General features: G+C 66.5%; 28 protein-coding genes. 18 read left to right on the top strand and 10 right to left on the bottom strand.

What is annotated here, in order from left to right:
- The first annotated feature begins 50 nt into the window (after nt 1-50).
- From RBB34_RS13345 to RBB34_RS13325, 5 genes are read left to right on the top strand one after another with little or no spacing between them, the layout of a single operon-like run.
- Nucleotides 51-1619: an ABC transporter substrate-binding protein gene (locus RBB34_RS13345; RefSeq protein WP_306119720.1), complete on the top strand. Its 1569-nt coding sequence runs from the start codon at nt 51-53 to the stop codon at nt 1617-1619.
- Nucleotides 1620-1631: 12 nt separating this feature from the next.
- The gene (locus tag RBB34_RS13340; protein WP_306119719.1) at nt 1632-2612 is read left to right on the top strand and encodes an ABC transporter permease; all 981 of its coding nucleotides are present in this window, start codon (nt 1632-1634) and stop codon (nt 2610-2612) included.
- A gap of 1 nt (nt 2613) precedes the next feature.
- Nucleotides 2614-3528 (top strand): ABC transporter permease, encoded by a 915-nt coding sequence (locus RBB34_RS13335; protein WP_306119718.1) that lies wholly within the window; start codon nt 2614-2616, stop codon nt 3526-3528.
- Nucleotides 3525-4514 (top strand): ABC transporter ATP-binding protein, encoded by a 990-nt coding sequence (locus RBB34_RS13330; RefSeq protein ID WP_306119717.1) that lies wholly within the window; start codon nt 3525-3527, stop codon nt 4512-4514. The genes RBB34_RS13335 and RBB34_RS13330 overlap by 4 nt, the downstream gene beginning before the upstream one ends.
- Nucleotides 4511-5503: an oligopeptide/dipeptide ABC transporter ATP-binding protein gene (locus RBB34_RS13325; protein WP_306119716.1), complete on the top strand. Its 993-nt coding sequence runs from the start codon at nt 4511-4513 to the stop codon at nt 5501-5503. The genes RBB34_RS13330 and RBB34_RS13325 overlap by 4 nt, the downstream gene beginning before the upstream one ends.
- 174 nt (nt 5504-5677) lie before the next feature.
- Here RBB34_RS13325 and RBB34_RS13320 read toward each other — a convergent pair whose 3' ends face one another.
- From RBB34_RS13320 to RBB34_RS13280, 9 genes are all read right to left on the bottom strand, one after another.
- Complete coding sequence (locus tag RBB34_RS13320) at nt 5678-6703, bottom strand: WD40 repeat domain-containing protein (RefSeq protein ID WP_306119715.1); 1026 nt, start codon at nt 6701-6703, stop codon at nt 5678-5680.
- Complete coding sequence (locus tag RBB34_RS13315) at nt 6673-7692, bottom strand: GTP-binding protein (RefSeq protein WP_306119714.1); 1020 nt, start codon at nt 7690-7692, stop codon at nt 6673-6675. The genes RBB34_RS13320 and RBB34_RS13315 overlap by 31 nt, the downstream gene beginning before the upstream one ends.
- Before the next feature lie 142 nt (nt 7693-7834).
- Nucleotides 7835-8419 carry an NAD(P)H-dependent oxidoreductase gene (locus RBB34_RS13310; protein WP_306119756.1) on the bottom strand — a complete coding sequence of 195 codons (585 nt, stop codon included), beginning with the start codon at nt 8417-8419 and terminating at the stop codon, nt 7835-7837.
- A gap of 277 nt (nt 8420-8696) precedes the next feature.
- Complete coding sequence (locus RBB34_RS13305; protein ID WP_306119713.1) at nt 8697-9278, bottom strand: NAD(P)H-dependent oxidoreductase; 582 nt, start codon at nt 9276-9278, stop codon at nt 8697-8699.
- A gap of 12 nt (nt 9279-9290) precedes the next feature.
- Complete coding sequence (locus RBB34_RS13300; RefSeq protein WP_306119712.1) at nt 9291-10697, bottom strand: FAD-binding oxidoreductase; 1407 nt, start codon at nt 10695-10697, stop codon at nt 9291-9293.
- 3 nt (nt 10698-10700) lie between these two features.
- Nucleotides 10701-11975, bottom strand: a complete 1275-nt coding sequence (locus RBB34_RS13295; RefSeq protein ID WP_306119755.1) for a cytosine deaminase — start codon at nt 11973-11975, stop codon at nt 10701-10703.
- A gap of 39 nt (nt 11976-12014) precedes the next feature.
- Complete coding sequence (locus tag RBB34_RS13290; RefSeq protein WP_306119711.1) at nt 12015-12887, bottom strand: ABC transporter permease; 873 nt, start codon at nt 12885-12887, stop codon at nt 12015-12017.
- Nucleotides 12874-13683 carry an ABC transporter ATP-binding protein gene (locus RBB34_RS13285; protein ID WP_306119754.1) on the bottom strand — a complete coding sequence of 270 codons (810 nt, stop codon included), beginning with the start codon at nt 13681-13683 and terminating at the stop codon, nt 12874-12876. The genes RBB34_RS13290 and RBB34_RS13285 overlap by 14 nt, the downstream gene beginning before the upstream one ends.
- A 45-nt stretch (nt 13684-13728) precedes the next feature.
- Entirely contained in the window at nt 13729-14721 is a 993-nt protein-coding gene (locus RBB34_RS13280) for an ABC transporter substrate-binding protein (protein ID WP_306119710.1), read from the bottom strand.
- Between the two features lie 221 nt (nt 14722-14942).
- Here RBB34_RS13280 and RBB34_RS13275 point away from each other — a divergent pair, with 221 nt between their 5' ends.
- From RBB34_RS13275 to RBB34_RS13250, 6 genes are all read left to right on the top strand, one after another.
- Entirely contained in the window at nt 14943-15344 is a 402-nt protein-coding gene (locus RBB34_RS13275; RefSeq protein WP_306119709.1) for a RidA family protein, read from the top strand.
- On the top strand, nt 15341-16138 hold the full coding sequence (locus RBB34_RS13270; RefSeq protein WP_306119708.1) for a creatininase family protein: 798 nt from the start codon (nt 15341-15343) through the stop codon (nt 16136-16138). Before RBB34_RS13275 ends, RBB34_RS13270 begins: the two co-directional genes overlap by 4 nt.
- 108 nt (nt 16139-16246) lie before the next feature.
- Nucleotides 16247-16549, top strand: coding sequence for an urease subunit gamma (locus RBB34_RS13265; protein WP_306119707.1), 303 nt, complete (start codon nt 16247-16249; stop codon nt 16547-16549).
- A gap of 4 nt (nt 16550-16553) precedes the next feature.
- Nucleotides 16554-17138, top strand: a complete 585-nt coding sequence (locus RBB34_RS13260) for an HD domain-containing protein (protein WP_306119706.1) — start codon at nt 16554-16556, stop codon at nt 17136-17138.
- Nucleotides 17135-17440 carry an urease subunit beta gene (locus tag RBB34_RS13255; protein WP_306119705.1) on the top strand — a complete coding sequence of 102 codons (306 nt, stop codon included), beginning with the start codon at nt 17135-17137 and terminating at the stop codon, nt 17438-17440. The genes RBB34_RS13260 and RBB34_RS13255 overlap by 4 nt, the downstream gene beginning before the upstream one ends.
- On the top strand, nt 17440-17850 hold the full coding sequence (locus RBB34_RS13250) for a lysozyme inhibitor LprI family protein (protein ID WP_306119704.1): 411 nt from the start codon (nt 17440-17442) through the stop codon (nt 17848-17850). The genes RBB34_RS13255 and RBB34_RS13250 overlap by 1 nt, the downstream gene beginning before the upstream one ends.
- 12 nt (nt 17851-17862) lie before the next feature.
- Here RBB34_RS13250 and RBB34_RS13245 read toward each other — a convergent pair whose 3' ends face one another.
- On the bottom strand, nt 17863-18321 hold the full coding sequence (locus RBB34_RS13245) for a hypothetical protein (protein ID WP_306119703.1): 459 nt from the start codon (nt 18319-18321) through the stop codon (nt 17863-17865).
- Nucleotides 18322-18419: 98 nt separating this feature from the next.
- On the opposite strand from RBB34_RS13245, the gene ureC reads away from it, so the two are divergent.
- From ureC to RBB34_RS13210, 7 genes are all read left to right on the top strand, one after another.
- Nucleotides 18420-20132, top strand: coding sequence for an urease subunit alpha (gene ureC / locus RBB34_RS13240; protein WP_306119702.1), 1713 nt, complete (start codon nt 18420-18422; stop codon nt 20130-20132).
- A 70-nt stretch (nt 20133-20202) separates the two neighbouring features.
- On the top strand, nt 20203-20448 hold the full coding sequence (locus RBB34_RS13235; RefSeq protein ID WP_306119701.1) for a type II toxin-antitoxin system ParD family antitoxin: 246 nt from the start codon (nt 20203-20205) through the stop codon (nt 20446-20448).
- Nucleotides 20445-20759: a type II toxin-antitoxin system RelE/ParE family toxin gene (locus RBB34_RS13230; RefSeq protein ID WP_306119700.1), complete on the top strand. Its 315-nt coding sequence runs from the start codon at nt 20445-20447 to the stop codon at nt 20757-20759. Before RBB34_RS13235 ends, RBB34_RS13230 begins: the two co-directional genes overlap by 4 nt.
- 66 nt (nt 20760-20825) lie before the next feature.
- Nucleotides 20826-21293 carry a DUF29 domain-containing protein gene (locus tag RBB34_RS13225; protein ID WP_306119699.1) on the top strand — a complete coding sequence of 156 codons (468 nt, stop codon included), beginning with the start codon at nt 20826-20828 and terminating at the stop codon, nt 21291-21293.
- Nucleotides 21294-21593: 300 nt separating this feature from the next.
- A complete protein-coding gene (locus RBB34_RS13220) occupies nt 21594-22061 on the top strand; it encodes a DUF29 domain-containing protein (RefSeq protein WP_306119698.1) in 468 nt (155 codons plus the stop codon).
- Between the two features lie 133 nt (nt 22062-22194).
- Nucleotides 22195-23160 (top strand): L,D-transpeptidase, encoded by a 966-nt coding sequence (locus tag RBB34_RS13215; RefSeq protein WP_306119697.1) that lies wholly within the window; start codon nt 22195-22197, stop codon nt 23158-23160.
- A 1-nt stretch (nt 23161) separates the two neighbouring features.
- Nucleotides 23162-23950: an extensin family protein gene (locus RBB34_RS13210; protein ID WP_306119696.1), complete on the top strand. Its 789-nt coding sequence runs from the start codon at nt 23162-23164 to the stop codon at nt 23948-23950.
- Nucleotides 23951-23957 lie beyond the last annotated feature (7 nt).

Here is a 23957-nt window from a genome sequence, read left to right as displayed (position 1 = left end):
TGCCCGCCCGGCCGATGCCGAGAACCGGCCCGACCGAAAGGGGAGATCTCATGAAAACGCAATACCTTCTCGCCGCGACCGCGCTGCTCGTGACAGCCGGCGCAGCCAATGCCGAAACCTTCAAATGGGCCGCCCAGACCGACCCGCAGACCATGGATCCGCACGCGGTCAACTCGACCCCGGTGCTGAGCTTTCTGAACAATGTCTATGAAGGTCTAGTCCGGCGCGGCAAGGACATGGCCATCGAGCCGGCGCTTGCCGAAAGCTGGGAGCCGCTGGGCGGCGATGGCTGGCGCTTCAATCTGCGCCAGGGCGTCACCTTCCATGACGGCGCGCAATTCGATGCCGAGGATGTCCTGTTCTCCTATGAGCGAGCCTCGTCGGAAGCCGCCGATACGTCCTCCTGGTTCGCGCCCGTCTCCGAAGTGCGGGTGGTCGACGACTTCACCATCGATTTCATGACCAACGCACCGAACCCGATCTTTCCCGATTCCATCGCCAACTTCATGATCATGGACAAGGGATGGGCCGAGGCGAACGGCGTCGAACTGCCCGCGCGCGACGCCGAGAACTTCGCAACGCTCAACGCCAACGGCACGGGCGCCTTTCGCCTGGTCGAGCGCCAGCCCGGACTGATGACCGCTCTCGAGCCCTTCGAGAACTGGTGGGGCGAGCCCGAGCACAACATCGCCCGCGCCGAATTCACGCCCGTGCAGAACGCGGCCACCGCCGTCGCCGCACTGCTGACCGGCGAGGTCGACATGATCAACCCCGTGCCGATCCAGGACGTCGAACGCGTTTCCGAGCGCGATGGCGTCGAGGTCATCCAGGGCATCGAGGCGCGCGTGATCATGTTGGGCTTTGCCCAAAAGGCCGAAACGCTCCAATATGGCGACGATGCCGGCGCGCCCAACCCGTTCCGCGACGCGCGGGTGCGCCGGGCCGTGGCGCATGCGGTCAATGTGGACGCGATCTTGCAGACCATCATGCGCGGCGCCGCCGAGCCGGCGAGCCAGCTCGTCAGCCCGGCCATGCGCGGCTACACGTCCGGACTCGCCGACCGGCCCGCCTTCGACCCCGAACGCGCCCGCGAACTGCTCGCCGAGGCCGGCTACGAGGACGGCTTCTCCTTCGGCCTGAAATGCCCCAACGACCGCTATCTCAACGACGAAGAGGTCTGCCAGGCGGTCGTTTCCATGCTTGCCCAGATCGGCCTGGAGGCCGAGCTCGACGCGATGCCCGTGCGCAACTACTGGCCCGAATTGCGCGAGGACAATTTCGACATGTATCTTCTGGGCTGGTCGCCCGGAACGTTCGATGCCGAGCATCCGGTCCGCTTCCTCGTCGCAACGCCCAACGAGGAAAAGCGCCTTGGAAGCTGGAACTTCGGCGATTTTTCCAACGCGCGTGTTGACGCGCTTTTGCCGATGATCCAGTCCGAGATCGACGACGCCGCGCGGCAGGCCATGCTCGACGAGGTCGCCCGGATCGTCCGGGACGAGGTGGCGTATGTGACGCTTTACGTGCAGCCATTGCTCTGGGGCGTTCGCGACGGCGTCGAATTGACCCAGCGGCCGGACAATTTCTTCATCCTGCGCTGGGTGACGGTCAACCAGTAGAAAGCGTCCTGAATGCTCGCATTCATCATCAGACGGGTCCTGCAATCGGTTGTCGTTCTGCTGATTGTCGGGCTCGTCGCCTTTTCGCTGTTCCGCTTCGTCGGCGATCCGATCGACAATCTGCTCGGCCAGGAACGCACCATCGAGGACATCGAGCGCCTGCGCGGGGAACTGGGGCTCGATCAGCCCTTTCCGGTTCAGTATTTCAACTTCCTTCAGGGCATCTCCCAGGGCAATTTCGGCGTCAGCTATCGCCAGGGCCGGCCGGTCGCCGACATTCTCGTCGAGCGCCTTCCCGCGACGCTGGAGCTGGCCGCCATTTCGGCCCTGTTCGCCATGATCCTGGGCGTGACGCTGGGTGTGTACACCGCCATCCGCCGCGATGGCTGGCTGTCCAACGCGATCATGACCGCCTCGCTGATCGGCGTGTCGCTGCCCACATTCCTGATCGGCATTTTGCTCATTTACGTCTTCGCCGTCGAGCTTGGCTGGCTGCCCAGCTTCGGCCGCGGCGAGACCGTGCAGATCGGCTGGTGGTCGACGGGCCTGCTGACCGCCTCGGGCCTGAAGGCCATCATCCTGCCGGCGATCACGCTCGGCCTTTACCAGATGACGCTGATCATGCGCCTTGTGCGCTCGGAGATGCTCGAAGTGCTGCGCTCGGACTATGTCAAGTTCGCCCGCGCGCGTGGCCTGCCCCAGCGCTCGGTCTATTTCCGCCACGCGCTGAAGAACACGCTCGTGCCGGTCATCACCATCACCGGCCTGCAACTGGGCTCGATCATCGCCTTTGCGATCATCACCGAGACGGTGTTCCAATGGCCGGGCGTCGGCCTGTTGTTCATCAATTCGATCCAGTTCGTCGACATCCCGGTCATGGCCTCCTACCTGATGCTGATCTCGGTGATGTTCGTCGTCATCAACCTGATCGTCGATCTTCTCTACTTCGCCATCGACCCGCGCCTTTCGGCCTCGCGCGGCGGGGGGCACTGACATGGCAAGCCTCGCCCGCGCCCTCGATTCCGATCTCGCCTACAAGTTCAGGCGCTCGCCGGTGGCCATGGTCGCCGCCTTCATCGTCGCGGTGCTGATCGGAGGCGCGGTCTTTGCGCCCTTCATCACCACGCAAAACCCCTTCGACCCGGCCCAGCTCAACCTGATGAACGGCTTTACCGAGCCGCTCACCCCGAACCAGTTCACCGGCGAGAGCTTCATCCTCGGCACGGACGACCAGGGGCGCGACGTCTATGCCACCATCCTTTACGGCATGCGCATCTCGCTGTTCGTCGGCTTTTCGGCGGTCATCTTCGCCATGGTGCTGGGTGTCACGCTGGGCCTCGTCTCGGGCTATGTCGGCGGGCGCACCGACACCGTCATCATGCGCATCGCCGACATCCAGCTCACCTTTCCGGCGATCCTGGTCGCGCTTTTGATCTTCGGCATCGCCAAGGGCATCACCCCGCCCGACCGGCGCGACGAGGTCGCCATCTGGGTGCTGATCCTGGCGATCGGTCTGTCCGAATGGGTGCAGTTCGCGCGCGTCGTGCGCGGCGCCACGCTCGTCGAAAAGGGCAAGGAATACGTCCAGGCCGCCCGGCTGATCGGCCGCTCTTCGGTCGCCATCATGGTCCGGCACATCCTGCCCAACACGCTCGGCCCGGTTCTGGTGATCGCCACGATTTCGCTGGCGCTGGCCATCATCGCCGAGGCGACGCTGTCGTTCCTTGGCGTCGGCGCGCCACCCACCCAGCCCTCGCTCGGCACGCTGATCCGCATCGGCCAGGAGTTCCTGTTCTCGGGCGAGTGGTGGATCCTTTTCTTCCCCGCGATCGCGCTTCTGGCACTGGCCCTTTCGGTCAACCTGCTTGGCGACTGGCTGCGCGACGCGCTCAACCCGAAACTGCGATGACCGACGACAGCCTGCTCTCCGTGCGCGACCTCGTCGTGCAGTTCCCGACCCGCCACGGCGTGCTGACCGCGCTCGACGGCATCTCCTTCGACATCATGCGCGGCGAGGTGCTGGGCGTGGTCGGCGAATCGGGCGCCGGCAAGTCGATGACCGGCTCGGCCATCATCGGGCTGATCGAACCGCCCGGCCGCATCGCCGGCGGCGAGATATGGCTCGGGGACCGACGCATCGACAATCTGTCCATGGAGGCCATGCGCGACATTCGCGGCAAGCGCATCGCCATGGTGTTCCAGGACCCGCTGACCTCGCTCAACCCGCTTTTCACGATCGCCGACCAACTCGTCGAGACCATCCAGACCCATCTGCGCGTTTCGGCCAGGGAAGCGCGCGAGCGGGCCATCGGCCTGCTCGACGATGTCGGCATTCCCGCCGCCGCCCGGCGCATCGACGACTACCCGCACCAGTTCTCCGGCGGCATGCGCCAGCGCGTCGTCATCGCCCTTGCGCTGGCCGGCGAGCCCGAACTGGTGATCGCCGACGAGCCGACGACGGCCCTCGATGTCTCTGTGCAGGCGCAGATCATCGACGTGCTCAAGCGGCTGTGCGCCGAGCGCGGCACCTCGGTCATGCTGATCACCCACGACATGGGCGTCATCGCCGAGACCGCCGACCGTGTCGCCGTGCTCTATGCCGGCCGGCTCGCCGAGATCGGTCCGGTGCGCGATGTCATCAAGCACGCGCTGCATCCTTACACCCACGGCCTGATGGGCTCGATCCCGACCCTTGCCCAGGAGGAGGACAGGCTGATCCAGATCCCCGGCGCCATGCCGCGCCTGACCGACATCCCGCCGGGATGTCCGTTCAACCCGCGCTGCCCGCGCGTCTTCGACCGCTGTCATGTCGAGCGGCCGGACCCCATGCCCCACGGCACGCGACGGGTCGCCTGCTGGCTATACGACGAGCCGCAAGGCGAGGCGGCGCCATGAGCGACGTGCTGGTCGAGGTGAAGAATCTGACGCGGGTCTTCGATGTCTCCGTGCCATGGCTCAACCGCGTCCTCGAACGCCAGGAACGCCAGTTCCTGCGCGCCGTCGACGATGTGAGTTTCCAGATCCGGCGCGGCGAGACCTTCGCGCTCGTCGGCGAGAGCGGTTCGGGCAAGTCGACCATCGCCAAGATGATCGTCGGCCTTCTGCCCGCCTCGGGCGGCGAGATCGTCTTCGACGGCGAGCGGCTCGACACCTCCTCGAGCGCGGCGATGACGCGGCTGCGCTCGCGCTTCCAGATGATCTTCCAGAGCCCGTTTGCCAGCCTCAATCCGCGCTGGCGCGTCCGCGACATCATCGCCGAGCCGATGCATGCCTTCGCAACGGTCGACGGCCGCCGGGCGACCGAGCGCCGCGTCGACGAACTGCTCGAACTGGTCGGCCTGGGCGCGGCGGACGCCGCCAAGTTCCCGCATGAATTCTCCGGCGGCCAGCGCCAGCGCATCGCCATCGCCCGCGCCTTGTCGTCCAATCCCGAGTTCATCGTCTGCGACGAGCCGACCTCGGCGCTCGACGTTTCGGTGCAGGCACAGATCCTCAACCTGATGCGCGACCTGCAGGACGAACTCGGCCTGACCTATCTGTTCATCAGCCACGACCTTTCGGTCGTCCGCCACATGGCCAACCGCATTGGCGTTCTGTATCTGGGCGCGCTGGTCGAGACCGCCGAAGGCAAGGCGCTGTTCGACGCCCCGCGCCACCCCTACACGCGCATGCTGCTCGAGGCCGTGCCCGATCTGGAGATGAGCGGCAAGACACACAGCCACGTCAAGGGCGAGATCCCCAACCCGATCTCACCGCCGCCCGGCTGCACCTTTCATCCGCGCTGCCCCTACCGGTTCGAGCGCTGCCCGAACGAAGTGCCCAAGCCGGTGCCGACCGATACCGGCGAGGCGAAGTGTTTCGCGGTGGAGGAAGGGCGGATTTGAAGCCCTCCCTCTCCCCGCGCGCGGGGAGAGGGATACGAGGCTCCATGCGCGTTAGCGCATGTTGGCCGCAGTTGGGTGAGGGGCGGTGGCTGCGTCGACAAAATCGCCGCCCCCCTCATCCGCCCTCGCTTTGCTCGGGCACCTTCTCCCCGCAAGCGGGGAGAAGGACCAGCGCTACCCCTTCCCCAGCTCCGCAAGCCCGGCAACGCCACGTTCGCGCGTGAAGCCCAGCCAGCGCCCGTCGGCCGAAAAACACAGCCCGTTCACCGCGCCGGCCTCGTGCGGTTCGGCGATCGGCAAGAAGGCGCTCGTCTTGCGATCGAACAACGCCACCGAGCCGTCGACATAGCCGACCGCGATCTGTCGGGAGTTCGGCCGGCTGGCGACAGTGCGCGCCTGCAGGCTCTGCTCGGCCGGATAGACGCCGGCCTTCTGCCCGATCGGCCCGTCGGGCCCGGTGAACGGCCACATGACGAGCACTTCGGCGCCGGCGGTCGCCAGATAACGGCCATCGGCGGTCCAGCAGAACGACAGCGGCTTGGCCGGATAGCCGCCCATCCGGCCATGCTTGTCCTCGGGCTTGTCAATGCGCCACACATGCAGCGCGTTTTCGAGCATCGCGGTGACGCAGAAGCGGCCGTCGGGCGAGAAGCCCACCGTCAGATGCGAGCCCTGCCAGCCCAGAAGATAGGCCTCCGACGGATCGGCCAGCGGCACGATCAGCGCGCCGCCATAGACCGCAGCGCCCAGAAACCGGCCATCGGCCGAAAAGGTCAGATCGCTGACCGAGGACGGCGCGGCGACGGGCACGGCCTGTTCGGCGCCGCGCTGGCGCAAATGGATGGTCTTGCCCGCCGACCAGGCCACGGCCCCACGCGGCGAGCAGGCAATGGTGTCGACCCATTTGCTGCCATCGTGCAGCACCTCCGGCTCGCCGCCGGCGAGCGTGCGCAGCGCGCGCCCGTCATCGCCTGCGGTGAAGATGGCGCCCGTCTTCTCGTCGGTCGTCATGGCCAGGATCGCGCCCTCATGCAGCTTGCGCTGGCTGACCGCGCCGTCCAGCCCGCACACATGCACCGCGCCCTCGCCATCGGCGACCACGAAGGCCCGGCCGGCGAACCCGCCGCCGGTCAGTGGCGCCTCGACACTGAGCGCGCGCAGGCCGACCATCACGCCATGGCGGGCTGCGCCGCCCGGCACTTGAGGAAACCGTCCTCGATGATGTCGCGCGGCAGATTGCGGCCGATGAACACCATGCGGCTGACGCGGGCCTCGTCCTCGCGCCAGGGCCGCTGGTGATCGCCCTCCAGCATCATGTGCACGGCCTGGGCGACATAGCGCTTCGGATCGTCCTTGAACGCCAGGATGCCCTTCATGCGCAAAAGATCGATGCCGAACTCCTGGGCGATCATCTGCATCCAGGGAAAGAACTTCTCCGGATCGAGCGGCGTGTCGGTGACCAGCGAGAAGGAGGTGACATGGGCGTCATGCCGGTTGACGTCGTCATGGCGATGATGAGCGTGATCATGGCCGTGCTGGTGCAGGAAGTCCGGCGCGTCCTCGAGAATGCGGTCGAGATCGAAGGCGCTCTGGCCGAGGATCGCATCGAGCGGCACCGCGCAGCGCGTCGTGCGCACGATCTTCGCTGTCGGGTTGATCTGCCGGATGCGCGCCTCGATCGCGGCCAGCTCGTCCTCGCCCACAAGATCGGTCTTGTTGACGAGCACGATGTCGCCGAAGGCGATCTGCTCCTGCGCTTCGGGCGCGCGGCCGAGTTCGTCCGTCAGGTGGCGGGCATCGGCGACGGTGACGATGGCGTCGAGCTTCAGGCGCTCGGCGATGTCGTCGTCGACGAAGAAGGTCTGCGCGACGGGCGCCGGGTCGGCGAGCCCGGTGGTCTCGACAATGATGCCGTCAAAGCCCCCGGCCCGCTTCATCAGGCCCGACAGGATGCGGATCAGGTCGCCGCGCACCGTGCAGCAGATGCAGCCATTGTTCATCTCGAAGATCTCTTCGTCGGCATCGACGACCAGTTCGTTGTCGATGCCCACCTCGCCGAACTCGTTGACGATGACGGCGTATTTCCTGCCGTGGTCCTCGCTCAGGATGCGGTTGAGCAACGTCGTCTTGCCGGCGCCCAGATAGCCGGTGAGCACGGTGACGGGCGTCTTGTCGGTCTGCATGTCCATGGCAAGGGTCCCGGATTGGTGGTCGGTCGCGAATGATCAGATGTGCGCCCATCGCGCATCCGATTCAAGCCCGGCGGTCGCCGAGCGCGCCCGCGACGGCGGAATCGGACTCCGTTTCAGGCGCTTGCGCGGCTCTTTCGAATCAGAATGCGAGCATGGCATGCCGCACCCGGCCCAGGAACGCCGCGCGGCTCTCCGGGGTCGACACGTCCATCAGGTAATGGGCGAGGAACACCGTCCTGCAGCGCCTTGCGAAGAGCGCCCGCATGCCCCGGGTCAGCGTGCGCTTGCCCGGATGGCCGACCATGTAGGACCACCAGCGCGGCGCCCCGCAGGTGGTGATCACGCCGAGCTTGCGGATATGCGTCATCAGCGGCCTGATCCGGCCGCTATCGGGCGCGATGGCGAAGGTGATCTCCGGCGTCCACACCCGGTCGAGCCAGCCCTTGAGCATGGCCGGCAGGCCGTACCACCAGGTCGGGTAGACGAACACCATCGCCTCGGCCCATTTCAGTTGCTCGGCCTGTTCGGGCATGGGATGCGGATTGCCGGTCTCGTTGTAGAGCCGACGCTCTTCGCAGCCCATCACCGGGTCGAATCCGATCGCGTACAGGTCGATCAGGCGCGTCTCATGGCCCGCCTCGCCCAGCGCCGCCAGCACGGTGTCGCGCACCGCCGCGCAGAAGCTCTCGGGCACCGGATGGCAATAGACGACGAGCACGCGCATCAGTACGAGCGCCCCGCGGCAGAAGAAACCTTGTCCGGCCATGCCGCACCCCCCTCTGTCGGCTGCGCCGACATCTCCCCCACAAGGGGGGAGAGTGGGAGCCGGAGGTGATCGCACGCGCCCGCTCTCCCCCCTTGTGGGCGAGATGTCCCGAAGGGACAGAGGGGAGTACCACAAGCCCGGCGTTTGGAGGCCCACGCGCATTTCCTCATCCTGAGGTGCGAACGCCCCAGGATGAGGGCTTGCCGGCGTGAAAGGAGGGATTCCGCCGGCGCCATCAGAACGTATCCATCTGGCGCCCCACCATGTCCAAGAAACGCTCGCGGATGCGCTCGGTCGACCGGTTCATGTCGTATTGCGCCAGATAGCGCACCGAGGCGCCGGGCTTCACCGTCAGGCGCAGCACCCGTTCGACGAGCTTGCGCGGCGGGTCTCCGGCGAGCGTGGCGCGCATGCGCGAGCCGCCATAGCTGGTCACGACCGCGACCTTGCCGATATTGTGCAGGCACGGCCGCACCTGGCCGTTTTCGATGGTGAACGACACGCCCGGCACGAACACCCGGTCGAAGAACCCCTTCAGGATCGCCGGATAGCCGAAGTTCCACACCGGATAGCACATCACCAGCGCCTCGGCCGCCCGCAACCGTTCCACATAGCCGCGCACCGGTTCGATATTGGCGCCCACATCGTGATAGCGCTCGCGTTCGACGCGGCTCAGGCGCGGGTCGAAACCCTCCGCATAAAGGTCGCAATCATCGACGGTATGTCCGGCCCCTTCGAGCCGCTCGACAACGAGCCGATGCAGCGCCCCGTTGAAGCTTTCTTCCACCGGGTGCGCGTAGAGCACCAGTATGCGCATCGTCGTCTCCGGTCAGCTTGCCTTTTCAAGGCCCTTGAACAGCCACACCCCGCCGGACCGGTAATCGTAGTCCGGGTCGTCCCAGGCGATCATCTTGCCCGGATTGAGCAGCCCCTTGGGGTCGGCCTGCCGCTTGAAGGCGAGTTGCACCTCGTCGGTCTGCTTCATCCCGCCCTCCTCGAGCGTATAACGGTGCGGGTTGAAGATCGGTGCCCCGGCCGCGTTGAAAAAATCCATGATCTCCTCGAGCCGCTCCTCGGTCGAATAGCGCACCATGGGCAGGCCGAAGCAGGTCACATCGCCATCGAACCGCACGAATTCGAGATGGTCGATCACCTCGCCCTCGAACTCCGCGTGCAGTTTTTCGACCAGCGCCAACTGATCGGGAAACGGGTAGAGCACCTGCAGATAGGTGATCGCAGGGTCGACGCGCAGCCCGCGCAGCGTGGTGTGGTTCCAGCTCAGCTCGAACACCGGGGGCAGCCCCTTGAGGTCGTCGGCCCCGGTCTCGGCCTGATTGAAGGCGACGCGCCCGCCCTGCCCGCCGGCAAAGGCGACGAACGCGTCCAGCGCGTGCGGGGCGACCATGACCAGCACGACGCTTTCGCCCTCGCGCAGGAACTTCCGATGGCGCCTGAAATAGTCGTAGGGCGCCGGCGCGGCGACGACCGCATCGAGCTTGATCACGATGCCGTCCTGGCGCGCCAGCGCGTTGCCGAAGCGCGCCGCCTCCATGAAATCGTCGAACGCGACGATGACGTCGACCCAGTCATAGGCCGTGGTCAGCGGCATTTCGACCTCGGTGATGATGCCGTTCGTGCCATAGGCATGCGTGACCTTGTGCAGATCCGCCCCGGTCAGTTCGAGCACGCGCGGCTCGGCCTCCATCGTCACCACGCGCAGCCGGATCACGTTGCCCCAGTCGCGCAAGCCGCCCCAGCGCACCGAGCCGACCCCGCCCGACCCGCCGGCGATGAACCCGCCCACCGTGGCGGTATGGGCGGTCGAGGGATGCATGCGCATCTCCTGGCCGGAATGGGCCCTGGTCGCCTTGTCGAGCTCGGAGCAGATCACGCCCGGCCCGCAGACGACGCGTCCCGGAGAGATGTCGCCAATGCCGTTCATGTCGGCGAGTGACAGCACGACACCGCCCGAAAGCGGCATGGCCTGGCCGTAATTGCCGGTGCCCGTGCCGCGCGGCGTGACCGGAATGTCGAGCGCGTAGCAGGCCTTGAGCACGGTGATCAGCTCGGCCTCGTCGGCCGGTGAGACGACCAGATCGCCCGTCACATGGTCGAGCCGCTCCTTCAGGACCGGCGAATACCAGTAGAAGTCGCGGCTCTTCTGCTGGACGATCTTTTCATTGTCCTCGACCTTGATGCCGCCGATTGCTGCGCGCAGCGCATCCAGATTGCCCATCGCCTACTCCATCAGATGGTCCAGTTCCTCGTAAGCCGGCAGCGCGCGGTCGATCACCGTCCCTTCGCGCACGACGACACGGTCCGGTTCCGGCCGCGACAACAGCTCGGTCCACGAGCGACCCGCAAAGATGATCAGGTCGGCCGGCTCGCCTGCCGCGATGCGGCCATGCACCGGGTCGAGCCCCATGGCACGGGCCGGATTGGCGAAGACCGCCCTGGGCCAGTCGCCGACCGGATGGTCGAAATGGCAGATTCGCGTGGCCATGCGGTACACTTCGAGCATGTCCAGATCGCCATAGGCGTAGAACGGATCGCGCGTGTTGTCCGAGGCCGCGCACACATTGATGCCGCGTTCGGCCATCTCATGCACCAGCGTGACCCCGCGCCATCGCGGCGTGGTCGGGCCGGTGCGCCGGTCCTGCAGGAACAGATTGCACAGCGGCAGCGTGACGACGTCGATGCCGGACCGCGCCACCAGGTCCAGCGTTTCGAGCACATGCGCCTCTGGCTGGCGCGCCAGCGAGCAGCAATGGCCGATCAGGATGCGATCCCGGTAGCCATGACGGATCGCCGCCAGCGCGATGTGGTGCAGCGCACGGGCGTCGGCCTCGCCGGTCTCGTCGGCATGGAAGTCGAGCGCCAGGCCACGCTTCATCGCCGCGGCGAACACCGCATCGAGCAGTTCGTCGATGTCGGGCACCATATAGGCGACCGCGCCGAGCACGCCGCCGGCGCCGGCGACGCGGTCGGCCAGCGCGTCGAGCCGGCCCGGTTCGCGGAATTTCTCGATCGATTGCAGGCATGCGCCCTGAAGCTCGATCCGGCCGGACCATTCGGCCCGCAGCCGCTCGAACACCGGCCAGGATATGGCGTCCTGCGGCCCGTCGGAATCGATATGCGTGCGGATGGCGCGCGTGCCGTGCGCATGGGCGCATTTCAGGCCGAACTGCATGCGCGTGGCGACGTCTTCGGCCGTCCAGTTGGCGGTGCGGTCGGCCGCCACCGCCTCGAGCGCGCCGGCAAAGGTGCCGTCCGGATTGGACCTTCTGTGCCAGATATGGCCCTTGTCCAGATGGGTGTGGCAATCGACGAAGCACGGGCTGACGATCCGCCCGCGCAGGTCGTTCTCCACATGCGCGCCATTGGCGACCGCCGGCGTGATCGAGGCGACGCGCCGGTCGATCACCTCCAGATCGTAAAGGCCGAATCCGTCCGCGTCGTGCCGCGCCGATGGCGCATCGAGCCACGACCGGTGCAGGCGCGCCCGGTGCAGAATGAAGCCGAAATTGCGTGTGACGAGCGAGAGCGGAGCCAATCAATGCTCCCCGGTGAGCGCGCTTTCGTGCCAGCGCCGCAGGATTCGGTTGGACAGCCAGGTCAGCGCCAGGAAGATCACGATGCCGGTGAACGAGATCAGGATCAGCGCGGCGAACAGGCGCGGCGCGTTGAGCCGGTAGCCCGCCTCGATGATCCGGCTGGCGAGCCCGGACTGCTGGCCGGCCGCGCCGGCCACGAACTCGGCCACCACCGCGCCGATCAGCGCCAGCCCGCCGGCGATCTTCAGCCCGCCCAGGAAATAGGGCATCGCCGCCGGCAGCCGCAGATGCCACAGCGTCTGCCAGCGCGTGGCGCCGTTGAGCTTGAACAGGTCGAGAAGGTTGCGGTCGACCGAATTGAGCCCGAGCGTCGTGTTCGACAGGATCGGAAAGAAGGCGACGATCCAGGCGCACAGCAGCAGCTTCGCCGTCTGGTTTTCGACATAGATGTTGATCAGCGGGAAGATCGCGACGATCGGCGTGACCTGCAGCACCACGGCGAACGGGAAGAAGCTCATCTCCACCCATTTGGACTGGGTGAACAGCACCGCCAGCCCCACCCCGCCGATCACCGCCAGCGCCAGCGACAGGAAGGTGATCTTCAGCGTCACCCAAAGCGAGGAGAACAGGAGCGGCGCATCGTCGATCAGTGTCGCCAGCACCACGCCCGGCCGCGGCAGGATGAAGTGCGGGATCTCGTTCCACACGCAGATCCTGTCCCACAGCCAAATCGCCGTGAGCATGATGATCAGCGGCAGCGCCCAGCGGCCGACCTTTTCGAAGCGCCGCTGGCGCTGGCGCGCCAGTTCCTCGGCATCGATGCCGCCCGCCCCGGCGGCGCCCTGCGCGGTCCCGGCCTCAATGGACGCCATTGGCGGTCTCCAGCGGTGCGAGCCCCATCGCCGCGCGCAGCATGTTCGATGCGGCGCGGATCAGATGCGCATAGTCTTCCGATGTCCGAAAGGCATCGTCGCGCGGATAGGGCGCATCGACGGCCATCTCGTCGAACACGCGGCCCGGATTGGCCGCCATGACGATCACCCGGCTCGACAGGAACACGCTTTCGAACACCGAATGGGTCACGAAGATCACCGTGAAGCGCTCGGCCTCCCACAGTTCGAGAAGATCGCCGTTGAGCCTTGATCGGGTGATTTCGTCGAGCGCGGCGAACGGCTCGTCCATCAACAGCACACGCGGCCGGGTGACCATTGCGCGGGCGATCGAGGCGCGCATCTTCATGCCGCCCGACAATTCGCGCGGCACCGCCTCCTCGAAGCCGGTCAGATGCACCTGCTCGAGCACCGCGGCCACGCGCTCCTGCGCATCGCGGCGCGACACTCCGCGCAGGCGCAGCGGCAGCCACACATTGTCGAACACCGTCGCCCAGGGCATCAGCGTCGGCTCCTGAAAGACGAAGCCGACATCGGTCCTATCCATGGGCGGGCCGCGCCAGTCGAGCGTGCCGGCGCTCGGGGCCGACAGCCCGGCGATCAGCCGCAGCGCCGTCGACTTGCCGCAGCCCGACGGCCCCAGCAGCGACAGGAAGTCGCCCTGCCGGATCGTCAGGTCGACATCGCGCAGAGCGACGACGTCGTTGCCGAAGGTCTTGCCGACCGACCGCATGACAAGCTGCGGCGCGCCGGTCTCGCCCGCGGGCACGGCGTGCATGGTCACCAGCCCCGCTCCGCCTGCGGGCGCCCTGCGCCTGCGGTTTCAGTTCCTAAGCTCAAGCCCCAGGCCTTGGTTGACATAGTCGAGCGTGTAGGCCCTGGTGATGTCGATCCCCTCGGGCGACACGCCGGCACGGACCATCTTGTCATAGAAGCTCTGCATGCGCTCGTCGGTCATCGCACCGATGCCGAGCGCTTCGCTGTCGCCGGAATCGACGATGCCGTACTCCTTCAGCTTGGCGATGGAAAAGGCGATCTGCTCGTCGCTCATGTCCGGATTGTCGGCCTGGATCAGTTCGTTGGCGGCGGCATTGTCGCCGTAAAGATAATTGTACCAGCCAAGGATCGAGCCCTCCACGAAGCATTTGACCGCCTCGGGACGTTCGTCGATGGTCTGCTGCATCACCTCGATGGTCGTCGAATAGGTATCGAAGCCGTAATCGGCCAGAAGGAAAAGGTTCGGCTCGAACCCGCCTTCCCGCTCCACCGCGAAGGGCTCGGAGGTGATGTAACCCTGCTGCACCGATTTCGGATTGGCGATGAACGGCGCGGGGTTGAACGTATAGGGCACGCGCTTGGCCGGATCGAAGCCGAACTCGGTGATCATCCACTGGAAGTAGCTCTGAAAGCCCTGGTCGCCCAGAATGTATTCGTCCGCCTCCAGCAGGCTCTCCCAGGTGTCGAGGCCCTGATCCGGATGGGTCATCAGCACCTGCGGCTCCTTCTGAAACGAGGCGGCGACGACGACGACCGGGATATCCTGTTCGACGGCGGCGAAGGCCTCGAGCATGTTGCCGCCCATATGCGCGTCGATCCGCCCGGCCAGCAGCAGCGCCCGGTTGTTCACCTGCGGGCCGCCCTGCCGGATCTCGACGTCGAGGCCGCACGCCTCGTAGGTGCCGTCGGCGACCGACTGGTAGAAGCCGCCATGCTCGGGCTGGGCCAGCCAGTTGGTCCCATAGACGAAGGGTTCGGCAGCCGCGGCAGCGCCGGCGGAAAAGGCAAGGGCCGAAGTTGCAATCAAGACGCGCTTCATGAAGAACACCTCACAGTGTTGGCACGACCGCCACGGTCGCGGATTTCCGATGCCGCGGGCAATGCAAGCGACGTGCCAGCAACCTTGACAATAAGTCGGCCACGTTTTTTTGCGTTTGTCGAGTCCGGCGCGGCACGCGCGCGGCCGGTTGTGCATGGGGCGGCTTGCCAAGCCCGGCCCGATTTGCATGATCGGCGCCAGCCAACGCCAAAGGCCCGCCCATGCTGATCCGTCACACGCCCGGCACGATCCGTGCGCCCTTTGCCCGCTACAGCCATGGCGTCGAGGTGCCGGCCGGCAGCCGCCTGCTTTTCTGCTCGGGCCAGCTCGGCATCGCACCCGACGACGAGGTTCCCGCCGGCACCGAACCGCAGGCCCGGCTGTGCTTCTTCAACATCGAGGCGGTGTTGCGGGCAGCCGGCATGGGTCTCGAAGACATTGTGCGCATCAATGCCTTCGTCACCGGCCGCGAGCACCTTGCGCCCTACATGAAGGTGCGCGACGAACTGTTCGCCGATCCCGCGCCAGCCTCCACGCTGATGATCGTTTCGGGTTTCGCGCGGCCCGAATTCACCGTGGAGATAGAGGCGATCGCCGCCGCCCCGGCCGGAGACGCCCGATGACGCGCAGGCTGTGGTGGGGCGACTTCACCGCCCGGCAGTTCGAGGACCTCGATCCCGAGGCGACGGTCGCCGTCCTGCCCGTTGCCGCGATCGAGCAGCACGGCCCGCATCTGCCGGTCAGCACCGACCAGTCGATCATGGAAGGCATGCTGGCGACGGTGTTCGCGCTGCTGCCGGACGATCTGGACGCGCGCTTCCTGCCGGTCCAGCCTGTCGGAAAGTCCAACGAGCATGTCCGCGTGCCCGGCACGCTGACCGTGGACGCGCGCACGCTGATCGCCCACTGGTGCGATCTTGGCGATTCGGTCGCGCGTGCCGGCATCCGCAAGCTGGTGATCGTCAATTCGCACGGCGGCAATGAGGAGATCATGGGCATCGTCGCCCGCGAGATGCGCGTGCGCCACGACATGCTGGCGATCAAGACGAGCTGGATGCGCTTCGGCCTGCCCGAGGGGCTCTATTCGGACACCGAGCGCCAGTTCGGCATCCATGGCGGCGATGTCGAGACCTCGCTGATGCTCCATTTCCGCCCCGAGACGGTCGCGATGGAAAAGGCCGAAGACTTTTCCTCGCGCACCGTCGACGCGCGCGCCACCTTCGATCACATCGCGCCGCAGGGCACCCATGCCTGGGCCTGGATCGCAAGCGACCTGAACCCTCAGGGCGTCGTCGGCGAAGCCGGGCGCGCCACGGCGCAAAAGGGCGAGGCGACCGCGCGCCATCAGGCCGAAGGCTTCGTCGAACTGCTCAAGCAAGTGCGCCGCGCCCGCCTGGCGGACTGGCTGGGCGGCTGAAGAACAGGCATCGCCGCCCAAATTTTCGGCAGCTCTGTTGCATCTTGTGGCCTTTTCCCCCGCCCGGTTGACGACTAGCATGCGCCTCGGATCAAGCCGGGGACATCCATGCAGCTCACACCCAGGGAAAAGGACAAGCTTCTGGTCGCCATGGCCGCCGAGGTGGCGCGCAAGCGCCTGGCGCGCGGGATCAGGCTCAACCACCCCGAAGCCATCGCGCTGATCACCGATTTCGTCGTCGAGGGCGCGCGCGAGGGTCGGTCGGTGGCCGAACTGATGGCCGAGGGCGCCACCGTCCTGAGCCGCGATCAGGTCATGGAGGGCGTGCCCGAGATGATCCACGACATTCAGGTCGAGGCGACCTTTCCCGACGGCACAAAGCTCGTCACCGTGCACGAACCGATCAGGTGAAGCGATGATCGCGCCGTCCGCCGAGCCGAACGCCGACGCACGCCTGATCAGCGAGGCCGCGCTTTTCGCCGCCCACGCCCACGGCGCCCAGACACGCGCCGACAAGGGCGACCCCTATCTGGTTCATCTGGCGGAGGTGGCGGCGCTTTGCGCCCGTTGCGAGCCGTTCGACCCGGTGCTGGCCGCCGCCGCCTGGCTGCACGACACGGTCGAGGACACGGGCGTGCGCGAACCGATCCTGCGCGAACGGTTCGGCGACGGGATCGCCGATCTGGTCATGGACGTCACCGACCCGCCAGACCTGACGGGCGATGCGCGGCGCCAGCGCCAGGTCGACCAAACGCGCGATGCGGGCGACCGGGTCAAGCGCCTCAAGCTGGCCGACAAGACCTCCAATGTCGAGGAACTGCTCGACCTGCCGCACGCCGCCTTCGACGTCGAGGCGAATGCGCGGTATCTTCACTGGGCCCGCAAGGTGGTCGATGTCTGCCGCGGCCTCGAGCCACAACTCGAAGCCCGATTCGACCGCTCGGCCGCAAGGCTCGAAGCGGAGATCGAAGCGGCGCGCAAACGAAAGGCCGAACCATGATCCCCGGCGAGATCGTCACCCCCGACACCGATATCGAACTCAATGCCGGCCGCGAGGCGATCACGCTGACCGTCGCCAATACCGGCGACCGGCCGGTGCAGGTCGGCTCGCACTATCATTTCCACGAGACCAATCCGGCGCTCGACTTCGACCGCGAGGCCGCGCGCGGCCATCGGCTCGACATTCCCGCCGGCACGGCGGTGCGTTTCGAGCCCGGCCAGAGCCGCGACGTCACCTTGATCCATTTCTCCGGCAGCCACGAGATCTACGGCTTCCGCAAGATGATCATGGGGAGCCTGTGATGCGCCAAGCCGCCGGCTGGCTGGCCCTACTGCTCGTCGCGCTGCCGGCGAGCGCGCAGGAGTGGGACTGCGCCAGTCCGGCCGATCTGCCTCAGCAGGGCATGAACTACTGCGCCTATCGGGACTTTCAGCGCGCCGACCGGGCGCTCAACGCCGCCTGGCCGCTCGTGGTCGCCGCGATCAAGGCGTCCGACGCCTCCGCGCGCGCCCATTTTCCCGAACAGGCCAACGGCCATGACAATCTGCTCAAGGCCCAGCGTGCCTGGATCGACTTCCGCGACGGTCATTGCACGGCCGAGGGTGCCCGCTATGCCGGCGGCTCGATCCGCCCGCTGATCGAGAACAGCTGCAAGGCGCAACTCACCCGCCAGCGCACCGAGCAATTGCTGCTCCTGCTCGAGGAGGGCTGAGGCGTGGGCGCCTCAGTTCCCCGGCGCCTGGGTGGCGAAGGCGTACACCGTGATGGAATCGTCCTCGTCGACATCGGCGGCCAGCACTTCGGGCGCGCCGATGCCCTTGGCGTTGAGAATCTCGAACAGGACGGCGTTGATCTGCACCGCGTTGCGCAGATCCACGAGCACCGGCTGGTGATCGCGCATGAACTGCTCGATCTCTTCGGTGACCGCCCTGCGCCGCTCGCCGAGCTGGACGATGGTGACCTCTTCTGGATCGGTGAGCATGCGAATGCGGTCGGCCGTGTCCTCGGCGTTTTCGAGCAGGCCGTCCAGGCTGACTTCCGAGACATCGCGACTGATCTCGATGATCTCGCGCTCGCTTCCGACGATCGAACTGTCGGAGACGCCCTGGGCATGCGCCGCAGGCAGCGCGATCGGCGCCATTGCCATCAGCGCGGCAAGAATGCGCCCGTGCTTGAAGACCATGTTTTCCCTCCGGGACTGAACAGTGTTTGCCTATCAACAGGCGGAACGCCCGCAGGTTCCCACCATCGCGTACGCCGACAGCATTGAAGGAGCCCGTCATGCCCGCCCGCATTTCCCGCGCCGCCTATGCCGACATGTACGGCCCCACCACGGGCGACAAGGTTCGCCTGGCCGACACCGAACTGTTCGTTGCGGTCGAAAAGGACTTCACGACCTATGGCGAGGAGGTCAAGTTCGGCGGCGGCAAGGTCATTCGCGACGGCATGGGCCAGAGCCAGATGACCCGGTTCGAGGGCGCGGTCGACACCGTCATCACCAATGCGCTGGTCGTCGATGTCACCGGCATCTACAAGGCCGATATCGGCCTGAAGGACGGGCGCATCGCCGCCATCGGCAAGGCCGGCAATCCCGACACCCAGCCCGGCGTGAACATCATCATCGGGCCGGGCACCGAGGCGATCGCCGGCGAAGGCAGGATCCTCACCGCCGGCGGGTTCGACAGCCACATCCATTTCATCTGCCCGCAGCAGGTGGACGACGCGCTGATGAGCGGCGTGACGACCATGCTCGGCGGCGGCACCGGCCCGGCGCACGGCTCGCTCGCCACCACCTGCACGCCCGGCCCCTGGCATATCGGCCGCATGATCCAGGCCGCCGACGCCTTTCCGATAAACCTGGCCTTCGCCGGCAAGGGCAACGCCTCGCTGCCCGCCGCGCTCGAGGAGCAGGTGCTGGGCGGCGCCTGCGCGCTCAAGCTGCACGAGGACTGGGGCACCACGCCCGCCGCCATCGATTGCTGCCTGAAGGTGGCCGACGCATTCGACGTGCAAGTGATGATCCACACCGACACGCTCAACGAAAGCGGCTTCGTCGAGCAGACCATCGAGGCCATTCACGGCCGCACCATCCACGCCTTCCACACCGAGGGCGCCGGCGGCGGCCACGCGCCGGACATCATCAGGATCTGCGGGCTGCCCAACGTGCTGCCCTCCTCGACCAATCCGACCCGGCCCTACACGGTCAACACGATCGACGAGCATCTGGACATGCTCATGGTCTGCCATCACCTCGACTCCAACATTCCCGAGGACGTCGCCTTCGCCGAAAGCCGGATCAGGAAGGAGACCATCGCCGCCGAGGACATATTGCACGACATGGGCGCGTTCTCGATCATCGCTTCGGACAGCCAGGCCATGGGCCGCGTCGGCGAGGTGATCATCCGCACCTGGCAGACGGCCGACAAGATGAAGCGCCAGCGCGGCGCCCTGCCCGAGGAAACCGGCGACAACGACAATCTCCGCGTGCGCCGCTACATCGCCAAATACACGATCAACCCGGCCATCGCGCACGGTATTTCGGGCGAGATCGGCTCGATCGAGGTCGGCAAGCGCGCCGATCTCGTTTTGTGGGATCCGGCCTTCTTCGGCGTCAAGCCGGCGATGATCCTGCTGGGCGGCTCCATCGTCGCCGCGCCGATGGGCGACCCGAACGCCTCGATCCCGACGCCCCAGCCGGTGCACTATCGGCCCATGTTCGGCGCCTTCGGCAAGGCGCTGGCCAATTCGGCGGTCACCTTTGTCTCCAAGGCGGCGATCGAGGACGGGCTCGCCCACAAGCTGGAAACGCAAAAGGAGCTGGTCGCCGTCGACAATGTGCGCGGCGGCATCTCCAAGGCCGACCTCAGGCTCAACGACGCCACGCCCGACGTCGAGGTCGACCCGGAGACCTACGAGGTCCGCGCCGACGGCGAACTGCTGACCTGCGAGCCGGCCGAGGTGGTCCCCATGGCGCAGCGGTACTTCCTGTTCTGAACGGCGATAAGAGCCGATAACTGTTATTGCCCGAGCCAGCGTGTTATCGTCTCAGCGAAGGAGACACGCCATGCCCATATCCGCCGATCTTGGCGACGCGCTCGAACGGTTCGTGGACGACCTCGTCAAGACGGGTCGCTACGGGTCGAAATCCGAGGTGCTGCGAGAGGGCGTTCGGCTGGTGCAGGAACGCGAGGCCAGGCTGGCGCACTTTCACACCCTCGTCCGGGAGGGCCTTGAAGCGGCCGAGCGAGGGGAGACTGACGACCTCGACGAGGTGTTCGACGATCTGCTGGGCACCGCCACGGCCGAATGAAGGTCAGAATCACCCGGCCCGCCCGTTCGGACATTCAACAGATCTTCGAGTATCTTGAAGTCCGCGCCGGACGCCGCAAAGCGCGCGAAATCGTCGCCGAACTGCGCGAACGCTGCGCCGGGCTGCAGCGCATGCCCGAGCGCTACGCGGCATTGCCCGGCTGCTCCGAGCTTCGGCGTCGCCTCTATCGTGACTACCTGATCATCTATCGCATACGCCCCGATAGCGTGGAGATCATCAGGGTTCTTCACGGAGCAAGCGACTATCTGACGTTGCTCGCCCACGAAGAGACGGAGCCCGACTCCCGTTGAGCCCTGGATCGAGCAACGCGCAATCAACCGTTTCCCAACCAGGCAGCCTTGAGATATCATGGACCCATGAACAAGCACGCCCGCCTCGACAAGCCCCGCGCCTATGAGGCCGACTATTACGGCTGGACCATGGACCAGGCCGCCGCGGTGCGCGCCGGGCGCTTCGACCTCGTCGATCGTGAAAACCTGGCCGAGGAGATCGAGAGCTTGGGAAAGAGCGAAAAGCGAGAGATCGAAAGCCGGCTCATGCTCGTGCTGCTGCATCTTCTGAAATGGCAGTTCCAGCCGGACAAGCGCAAGGGCGGCTGGGAAGCCAGCATCCGGGTGCAGCGCAACGACCTCAACGAGGTTCTATCCGAAAACCCGAGCTTGAAGGACTACCCCGTACAACGACTTGCCATGGCCTATGCCAAGGCCCGTCTCGCGGCCGAACGGGAAACCGGCATCGCCTACGAGGCCTTTCCCGAGGCCTGCCCCTATTCGGTCGCCCAGGTGCTCGACGAGCGCTTCTTTCCCGATGGCCCGACCGCCTGACGCCGAAGCGCGGCGGGGCCGAAACCTGCGCGAACGCTGCGCCGGGCTGCAGCGCATGCCGAGCGCTACGCGGCATTGCCCGGCTACTCCGAGCTTCGGCGTCGCCTCTATCGTGACTACCTGATCATCTATCGCATACGCCCCGATAGCGTGGAGATCATCAGGGTTCTTCACGGAGCAAGCGACTATCTGACGTTGCTCGCCCACGAAGAGACGGGCCCCGACTCCCGTTGAGCCCTGGATCGAGCAACGCGCAATCAACCGTTTCCCAACCAGGCAGCCTTGAGATATCATGGACCCATGAACAAGCACGCCCGCCTTCAAAAGCCCCGCGCCTTTGAGGCCGACTATTACGGCTGGACCATGGACCAGGCCGCCGCCGTGCGCGCCGGGCGCTTCGACCTCGTCGATCGTGAAAACCTGGCCGAGGAGATCGAGAGCTTGGGGAAGAGCGAAAAGCGAGAGATCGAAAGCCGGCTCGTGCTCGTGCTGCTGCATCTTCTGAAATGGCACTTCCAGCCGGACAAGCGCAAGGGCGGCTGGGAAGCCAGCATCAAGATTCACCGAAAGCGTTTGACAAAGATCATCGGCGAGAATCCCAGCCTCAAGCATTACCCGGCCGAAGAAATGCCGCATGCCTACATGGAGGCCCGTCTCGCGGCCGAACGGGAAACCGGCATCGCCTACGAGGCCTTTCCCGAGGCCTGCCCCTATTCGGTCGCCCAGGTGCTCGACGAACGCTTCTTTCCCGATGGCCCGGCCGCCTGACGCCGAAGCGCGACCGGCTCACCTGGTGTATCGGCCCGGCCGACCGCCGTTTCCAGGCAGGCGAGGAGGCGATCGCCGTTCCGAGCGGACAGGCCGGGAACCTGCGACGGCGCATGGCGTTGACCCGGCACCCATGAAAAAATCTCTCAGACACATACTCACCGCCTGCGCCATCCTCGCCGCAACGCCCGCCGCCGCGCTCGATGCCGAAGCGATCAATCGGGCCGGCTATACGGACACCATCCCCGACGAACGCAGCGCGATGATGGTCAAGCTTCAGGTGCTGCTCGATCGGGCCAACGTCTCGCCCGGCGTCATCGACGGCTACTGGGGCGGCAACACGCAAAGCGCCATTCGCGCCTATGAGCGGCTTCATGGCCTGCCCGTCGACGGCCGTCCGGACGAAATGCTCTGGCGCCGGCTGACGGGCATGTCCGGCGCGGGTGATGACATCGTCGGCACCTACACGATCGCCGAAGACGATGCCGCCAGGCTGCGGCCCGACCTGCCGGGCGACTATGCCCTCCTGGCCGAAATGGAATGGCTCGGCCACACATCGGTGGCCGAGGCGGTGGCGGAAAAGTTCCATATGGATATCGACTTCCTGCGTGAACTCAACCCCCGAGCCAGCTTCAGCGTCAGCGAGCAACTGACGGTGACCCGCCCGGGTGCCAATCTGGACGCGCAGGTCACAAGGGTACGTGCCGACAAGTCCGAAAGCCGCATCTTCGCCTATGGCGCCGCCGATGAGCCCGTGGCCAGCTATCCGGTCACGATCGGTTCGGCCCAGAACCCCTCACCCACCGGCACGCACGAGGTCGTCGGCATCGCCGTCGAGCCGACCTATGCCTACAAGCCCGACGAGAACTTCCAGCAGGGCGACAATGACGAACAGCTCACCCTGCCGCCGGGGCCGAACGGGCCGGTCGGTCTGGTCTGGATCGACCTGTCCAAGCCCACCTACGGCCTGCACGGCACCTCCGATCCCGCCACCATCGCCAAGAACGTCTCGCATGGCTGCGTGCGGCTGACCAACTGGGACGCGCTCGAACTGGCCCGCAACATCGATCGGGGTGCGACGGTTGTCTTCGACAACTGACATGCGGCGCCTCGCCCTTGCCATCGCGATCGTCCTGACCGCCACCGCCCCGCCGGCGATGGCGCAGATCGCCGCCGACGACCTGCCTGTTCCCGGCGAGCCACCGACCCGGCCGGCGCCGAGCGCGGGCGACGCGGACACCGGCACCGGCGAAGCGGAGGCGGCGGAAGACGATCTGGCCGACGAAGACGTCCCGCCACTGCCGGTCATCGCCCCGGTCAAGGGTTGCCAGGCCCGGCTCGACCGGCTGCGCGTCGACTACGAACGCACCGATGGCGTCGACGGCGAGGGCGGCTGCGGCTTCGCGCCGGCCTACGAGATCACGGCGATCGGCGATGTCGAACTGCAGCCGGGCGGCATCGCCATGCGCTGCGAGACGGCGCTGGCACTGGCACTTTGGATCCGCCAGGGCGTGATCCCGGCGACGCGCGGCCTGTCGCGCGAGGCGCGCGCCACCGGCGACGGCCAGGGCGTCACGCTGGCCGGCATCCGGCACAGCCAGGCCTATGCCTGCCGCCGGCGCAACAATCGGCCCACCGGCAAGCTTTCGCACCATGCCATCGGCGCGGCCGTCGACGTCACCGGCTTCACCTTCAACGGCCGCCCGCCGATCGCGATCGCGCCGCGCGCGGGCGACGGCGACATCGAGGAGGCCTTCCAGCGCGCCGTGCGCGCTTCGGCCTGTTTGTCGTTTTCCACTGTTCTCGGACCGGGATCGGACGCATATCATGACGACCATCTGCATCTGGACATCGCCGGCCGCGCCAGCCGCTACCGGCTGTGTCAGTGAGCCCGGC

The organism is Roseitalea sp. MMSF_3546 (genome assembly GCF_030732865.1).
Lineage (GTDB): Bacteria > Pseudomonadota > Alphaproteobacteria > Rhizobiales > Rhizobiaceae > Roseitalea.
The sequence above is the reverse complement of the archived record's forward strand: the minus strand, read 5'-3'. Positions and strand labels throughout refer to the sequence as shown.